The sequence below is a fragment of the methanotrophic endosymbiont of Bathymodiolus puteoserpentis (Logatchev) genome (genome assembly GCF_900128525.1).
Classification (GTDB): domain Bacteria; phylum Pseudomonadota; class Gammaproteobacteria; order Methylococcales; family Methylomonadaceae; genus Methyloprofundus.
In genome coordinates this window covers 1-6031 of the sequence record NZ_FQTQ01000084.1, presented here as the reverse complement: position 1 = coordinate 6031, position 6031 = coordinate 1, and the positions used below count along the sequence as shown (strand labels likewise).

Sequence of the window (6031 nt, the reverse complement as noted above, 5' to 3'; positions counted from 1 at the left end):
GAAGATAAGCGAATAGAGCAACTGGATCTATTTTAAAGCACCGCTACCTTTAGGTGGTAAATGAATTAACCCGCTTCGAGCGGTTCACGGTTTTCAAGCCTCCGGCTTTGCCGGAGGTATTTGACTCGGAAAAAGCATTAATTCAACGGATAGTTGCCAGAATAACTTGAGTATTCGACCTGATCAAAAGCACCGATTTGTTGTAAATAAATGAGGCCACCTATAATACCTAGTGCAATAAGCACGGCAAAGCCAATTTTCCAGATACTATAGGGGCGTTCGCCCTGCACCTCCCCTGTTCGACCATTGATAACAAAGCGGTAAGCTTTATTTCGATATATAAAAGCGGCTGACCACACGGGTAAAAGACAGTGCTTATAAGTAACTTGGCTGTGCTGGGTGCTTACTTGATGGATACGTTGATGATCACCGCCAATGTCATAGGCAATATCTTGGCGAATCATGCCATCCATGACTTGTTTGGCGCGATCAAAACCCTCATCTAAGTTGACTTGATAAAGTTCACTCTGAAAACCACTGATATAATTTTCATCATAAGGTACTAAGTTTTGTAGATCCCAAGGTTGCAAACGGTCAAGAATTTGTCGAGGTAGGGATAAGCTAGCACCAATTAAAACATCATCAAAAAAATGTGATACTCGCCCACGTGCATTAGTCCAGCGTATTTTAGGTACGCGTTTTACGGTGGTAACTTGGCGACCATTTTGCCTATAGCTAACGCGTTCATTAATATAGTAAGTATCACCTCTAGCACCGGTATAAGTACTTTCTGTTTGGCTATCATAAGTCCAATAAGGTAGGTAAATACCGATTAATTTTGTGTCTGCATGTGCATATTTTTTGACCTTGTTAGGCGCAAACCATAACTTATTAAGCCATAAACTGAATTTCTTTTTGGCCAGCGTTTCTGTAATTAAAAAAGGAAGTAGTGACTTAGGGTGTAATGGCTTACTTTGTTGCGAGCTAATAACAATATCGGTACCACAAAAAGGGCATTCGCCAGCATGAATGTCATCTGAGAATTTAAAATTAGCACCACAAGCGGTACAGTGGGATTGATGACTAACTGTGGTGCTAGGTTGAGTAGCAGCTAGTTCGTGTAATGCCTGTGCTAAGTTAAATTCTTTGATGTGCTCCTGTTTAACGCTAATATCATTTTTATGACCGCAGTAAGCGCATACTTGATGCTGTGTACCTGGCTGATATTTCAGCATTGAGCCGCATTGAGAACAAGGGAAGCTGTTATTTGTAGGTAGTAATTTTTTTTTAGTGGTGTTCACATATCTATAGGGGTAGGACAAAATTTAGTCTGTTTGTCGATTTTTGTGGTCAAGCAGATGCCTTAGCTTGATAAATGTAAGCTTTGGACTGCGAAGCCATTTTATGACTGGCTTCTCTATTATGAAATGAAAAATTATAGCGCTAAATATACAAAAAATTAGAATAAATAAATAAGAAATAACGGCTCCTAAGTATCCATACTTGTTTGCCCCTCCCCAACTTAGTAACTTACATAAAATGCTTATTATTGGGTAATGGGTAAGATACAAAGCATATGATGAGCTTCCTAGCACTTGAAAAAATTTTTGACCACCAATGACATAACCTATTTTTTCAAATTGTACGAGGCCTAAAATTAAAAAACTACTTGCTATACCATATGATATGGTTATTTTGTCACCTAACATACTTCCCGTATGAAAAAAATCTACAATAGTAAAAATAAAAATTATAATGCCTAATCCTAAAAGTAAGGCTGGTTTACTTGAACCCGTTTTTTTTGATGATAAAATTAATGAAACTATCATTCCCATAAGAAAAAGAAATATATAATAATTATTGATAAAAGATAATGGGAAGATAACGCTGGAATTTCCAGATAAAGTAATACTTAAAAGTAGTAAGGATGTCCCTGATATTATTCCAAGCCACTTATTTAATATCAAAAGTGAGAAGAATAAATAAAATATCATTTCATAATGTAATGTCCATGCAACATCAATAACAGGTGTACCAGTCCCCCAGACATTAGTTATATTTTTATCTTGTGGAATAAGGAGTAATGATTTAATTATAATCCAAAAATCATGAGGAACAGTGTTTCGTAATAGGGAAGATGAAAGAGCAAGAAAAAAAACGGATAAAAATATTATCCAATAAGTTGGGTATATTCGAGTTAATCTTTTTTTAGCATAACTAAATATTTTTTCTGGACGGTTAATATCATTTTTATGTGCATGGAAAATAATAAACCCACTAAGAACGAAAAAGAACTCAACTCCTCCACCAAATGAAAACGGAATGGAAAATCCTTTAACCCCAAAATATTTATCCAGTGCGACAGCATTTCCGAGGTGCAATAATACTACAAGTATTGCAGCCACAGCTCTTCCCATCTGTAACGATTTATACATTATCTTTTTATTCCTATGTGTAGTTGACTAAGTTATTGGGTTTATTAGAGGGCGAAAGTAAGTCCTGCTCTGAAGTTTATTGTGTGGGTAATGGTGGCGGCATAACTGAAAAATAATTAACCAATTCTGCTACTTCAGCTGCTTTTGTCCATGCGACTAATGATTGGTTCCAGATCAGGGTTTGCCGTGTCACAGTACCTGATTTAATTTGGCTTGCTAGGTCTGCTAAGTTAAATGGTCCAGACTGCTGACCATTGAGTGCGACAAAATATTGTGTTTGTTGTGGAGTAGGAGGCGGCGTAGATTGTGTTGTATTATTAGGTGAAGACGCAAAGGATTGGCTCATTTTATTAGCTAACGCAAAGCCCATCCCCATTCCTATACCTTCAGAAGCACCGCCAGATGGATTTTCTGCTGCGGCTTTCATTGCTTCAGCAGCCTGAAATTCAGTGTAATCTTTTAAATTACCAATCACACCCATACTGGTACGTTTATCTAATGCTTCTTCAACAGATGCAGGCAAAGATATATTTTCCACTAACAGTTTGGTGATTTCTAATCCATAGGCCATAAATTCAGGGGCAATTTTGGCAGTGATATAGTCACTTAAATCATCATAATTACCCGCTAAATCGAGTACCGGAATTTTAGATTCTCCCAAAATACTAGCAAAGCGCGATAGAATCAGATTGCGTAATTGATCGCTAATATCATCAGTGGAAAAATGCCCGTGTGTGCCGACAATTTCTTTGATAAAAGTGAGCGGATCATTAATTCTGACACAATAGCTACCAAAGGCGCGTAATCTGACCGCGCCAAATTCAGTGTCGCGCAACATAATTGGATTTTTTGTGCCCCATTTTAAATCCACGAAGCGGTGCATATTGAAGAAGTAAACTTCGGCTTTAAACGGGCTTTGAAAGCCGTGCGGCCAGTTTTCTAGCGTGGTCATAATCGGCATGTTATTAGTTTGCAACTCATACATACCCGGCTCAAAAAAGTCCGCTGCTTTGCCTTCGTTTACTAAAATGGCAACTTGTGATGTGCGTACTGTTAATTTCGCGCCGTATTTGATTTCATTACCGTAGCGTTCAAAACGATACACCATGGTGTCGCTAGATTGGTCTAACCATTCGATGACATCAACAAATTCACCAAATAGTTTGTCGAATAAGCCCATTTTTCTCTCCGGTTATATTTTTAATTAACGTGAACAATAAACTTCGATACATTTAGTCGCTGATTAGTGTAAGGCGTGGCTTTAGCCCACCATTGCATGTCACGAAAGCGGGCTAAAGTCACGCCATTAATTTGTTTCGTTAATAGTTGTACGACCGGCAGCAGAGCTAAGCGTTTTACGTAGTTCTGCTTCACATTCTTGTAATTGTACAACAGCATCGGCACGCATTTTTTTACCTTGATCGGCAATTTGTAAACTTTCATTAATAGTATCAATTAATAAAGTGTTCGCCTTTTTAACGGATTCCAGATCAAACACGCCGCGCTCTAACTGTTTACGGGTTAGTGAATTGGCTTGTTTAAGATTTTCCGCATTGGCTTCTAATAAATCATTAGTTAAATCCGTTGCAGACTGTAAAGTGCTTGCTGCATCAGAAGAACGATAAATCGCCACTGCGGTTGCTAATTGTTGACGCCAAAGCGGGATGGTATTAACAATCGTTGAATTGATTTTATTCACCAAGCCTTTGTCATTATCTTGAATTAAACGAATACCGGGTAAGCTTTGCATAGCGACTTGGCGCGTTAAACGTAAATCATGTATGCGGCGTTCTAAGTCATCTCTGGCGGCACGCAAATCTCTTAATTCCTGCGCTTCAATAATCGCTTCTGACGAGGCTGCGGCGGCTGCTTTTTCAGGAATAACTTGTTCATCTAATTGCTTGAGTTTTTCAACACCGGCAGAAATATAATGATCCAGATTGTGGAAGTACTCTAAGTTAGCTTCGTAGAGCCTATCCAGCATGGTAATGTCGGTTAATAGTGTGGTTTTATGTCCATCTAGTTTGTCAGTAATAATGTCGATTTGTTTGCGCACTTCTTCATATTTTTGTAAAAATTGTGCAATAGGTTTAGCTTTTCCCAGTAATCTAGCAAAAAAACCGGGTTTTTTGTTCGGATCTAAAGCATCGACATCAAAACCGCGCAATGCAGCAACCATATTATTTAAATCACCCCCCGCAGAACCTAAATCTTTATTTTTAACGCCATCGAGCATTTTGTCAGAAATGTTCGTGAGTTGCTCCTGCGCTTTGCTGCCAAAGTAAATAATCGATTTGCTGTCATTAATATCTATTTCGGCTATTTTAGTGGCAATATGCACTTGCCTATCGGCATCGAATTGATCGAAAGCTAATATGTCTTTTCTGATACCTGGTACGACTTCCTCAAAAACAGAACTACCAGGGATTGTTGGGTCTTCTGTCGTCGTGTTTTGTTCGCTCATATTAAATTCCTTTGCTGGTATTATTTGATTGTTAGGTTTTAAATCACGCCTTCATGCTTTAATTGGGCAGTCAAAACTTCAATTTGTACATCAAGGTCAAGTACATCATCTTCTAGTAATTTCTGTTTTTGCTCAATAAAAACGGATTCTATTGTTTGCAGGACATGATCAAAGTTTTCAGTCAGTTGTTCTGATTGATATTTTCTGTGCATATCGGCATAGCCTTCGGTGACTTTAAAAGCACCATCCAAATAGATATTTAGGAATTTCCGTGCGCGTCGGATGTCGCCCGGATCTTCTTCTAGTAACCCAACAATCTCCCTAGCGTGGGTACAAATAGTTTGAATGCGCTGCTTAAACTGTCTGTTATTAATTTGTTTATTGGCATGTTCAATGCCAGAAATTTTTGCTTCAGCTTCAACAATAGTTTGAGATATTTCTTCTGCACTATAGCCATGCGAGCCAATAACCGTTTTTTCCTGACGCGGATCAAAGCCGTAGAGTAAAAACATGCCCACTAAGGCTCCTAAGCCAAACATAATAGAGATTAACAAAGAATGTCCCACCCCCAGTAATGCGGTGCCTGTTGTAGTAAACGCAACCAGTAATGCAGCTAGGGTTTTTAATGGCCACTTTGGTGCTAGTGTGATTTTTTTATCTTGATATTCGGCTTCAGCAGCAAGTCCTTTACGTAATAAACTGGCAGCAAATAGAAATCCCGCGCAGCCAGTGGTATTGATGATAATGCGTAAAAAATCGGCATAAACAAAGGATAAGACCGATGCCGGAATCAATGCTAAAGGTAAGATATAAAGCAGCAGTCCGCGGCTACCGTATATTAATCCGCCTGCCGTTTTTTTCTGGTAGAGTTTAGGCTTTCTTAATTGCTCGGAGTTATTCATAGGGGCCTTTATTTATTGTTTTTCTACAGAGTCTGTACGAAACGGCGAGACTTCGATTAGCGATTGACAGGTGACTAAGCTCACCGTGGTCAATAATAGGATGACCTGAATTCGTATAATAAGTGCATAACCTCTGAAAGTAACGGATAGCAATACACTGGTTGAATTGAGACAAGACATAGGTGTAAAGTAAACAGCTACCAAACAATTTACAGAGGCTACAAATGAGC

The 6031-nt window shown here is 38.6% G+C and carries 6 protein-coding genes; all 6 read right to left on the bottom strand.

Translation table 11 applies throughout. The features are described 5' to 3' along the window. Window positions 1-137: 137 nt before the first annotated feature. The gene (locus BQ7314_RS07275; RefSeq protein ID WP_245394941.1) at window positions 138-1235 is read right to left on the bottom strand and encodes a TFIIB-type zinc ribbon-containing protein; all 1098 of its coding nucleotides are present in this window, start codon (window positions 1233-1235) and stop codon (window positions 138-140) included. Between the two features lie 90 nt (window positions 1236-1325). Beyond that, entirely contained in the window at window positions 1326-2435 is a 1110-nt protein-coding gene (locus BQ7314_RS07270; RefSeq protein ID WP_174483040.1) for an acyltransferase family protein, read from the bottom strand. 76 nt (window positions 2436-2511) lie between these two features. After that, window positions 2512-3615, bottom strand: a complete 1104-nt coding sequence (locus BQ7314_RS07265) for an SPFH domain-containing protein (RefSeq protein WP_174483039.1) — start codon at window positions 3613-3615, stop codon at window positions 2512-2514. Window positions 3616-3741: 126 nt separating this feature from the next. Continuing rightward, window positions 3742-4899 (bottom strand): toxic anion resistance protein, encoded by a 1158-nt coding sequence (locus tag BQ7314_RS07260; RefSeq protein ID WP_174483038.1) that lies wholly within the window; start codon window positions 4897-4899, stop codon window positions 3742-3744. A 38-nt stretch (window positions 4900-4937) separates the two neighbouring features. Beyond that, on the bottom strand, window positions 4938-5801 hold the full coding sequence (locus BQ7314_RS07255; protein WP_174483037.1) for a 5-bromo-4-chloroindolyl phosphate hydrolysis family protein: 864 nt from the start codon (window positions 5799-5801) through the stop codon (window positions 4938-4940). 12 nt (window positions 5802-5813) lie between these two features. Further along, window positions 5814-6031, bottom strand: a 218-nt coding sequence (locus tag BQ7314_RS15665) for a hypothetical protein (RefSeq protein WP_217423834.1), incomplete at its 5' end; no start/stop codon positions are given.

Coding starts and splice junctions, on each gene's coding strand:
- BQ7314_RS07275 (WP_245394941.1), bottom strand. CDS start 1,235: ATGCTGAAATATCAGCCAGGTACACAGCATCAAGTATGCGCTTACTGC.
- BQ7314_RS07270 (WP_174483040.1), bottom strand. CDS start 2,435: ATGTATAAATCGTTACAGATGGGAAGAGCTGTGGCTGCAATACTTGTA.
- BQ7314_RS07265 (WP_174483039.1), bottom strand. CDS start 3,615: ATGGGCTTATTCGACAAACTATTTGGTGAATTTGTTGATGTCATCGAA.
- BQ7314_RS07260 (WP_174483038.1), bottom strand. CDS start 4,899: ATGAGCGAACAAAACACGACGACAGAAGACCCAACAATCCCTGGTAGT.
- BQ7314_RS07255 (WP_174483037.1), bottom strand. CDS start 5,801: ATGAATAACTCCGAGCAATTAAGAAAGCCTAAACTCTACCAGAAAAAA.